General features: G+C 64.3%; 1 protein-coding gene. It reads right to left on the bottom strand.

The annotated features are described in order from the left end of the window. Window positions 1-415: putative PEP-binding protein (locus RZO55_RS07850; RefSeq protein WP_318063731.1), on the bottom strand; the 415-nt coding region annotated here is incomplete at both ends.

The following is a 415-nucleotide window of genomic DNA, read 5'->3' as shown; positions in this document are numbered from 1 at the left end:
AGAGATTGCCGTGGACCCCCGCCCGCAGGAGCGCCCGGAGCTGGGTTTTGAAGATGTCCCGCCGGTCCAGGCAGAACCGGATCGCCCGATGGCCCAGGAAGGGATTTTCCTCCTCGGGGAAATCGGCATAGGGGAGATCCTTGTCCCCGCCGATATCCAGAGTGCGGATGATCACCGGCCGCTCGCCGAAGGCTTCGAGGACCTGGCGGTAGGCGGCGTATTGTTCCTCCTCGCCGGGCCAATCGCGGCTTTCCAAATAGAGGAACTCGGTGCGGAACAGGCCGATGCCTTCCGCTCCGTTTTGAAGGGCGCCCTCCACATCGCTGAGGTTGCCGATATTGGCGAAGACCTCGATCCGCTGGCCGTCCGCCGTAACGGCATCCTCGCCGGCCCTTTTCACGGCTTCGATCCGCCG

This window comes from Clostridium boliviensis (genome assembly GCF_033342255.1).
Lineage (GTDB): Bacteria > Bacillota > Clostridia > Lachnospirales > Lachnospiraceae > Lacrimispora > Lacrimispora boliviensis.
Note: the sequence above shows the minus strand (reverse complement) of the source record. Positions and strands in the feature narration are given on the sequence as shown.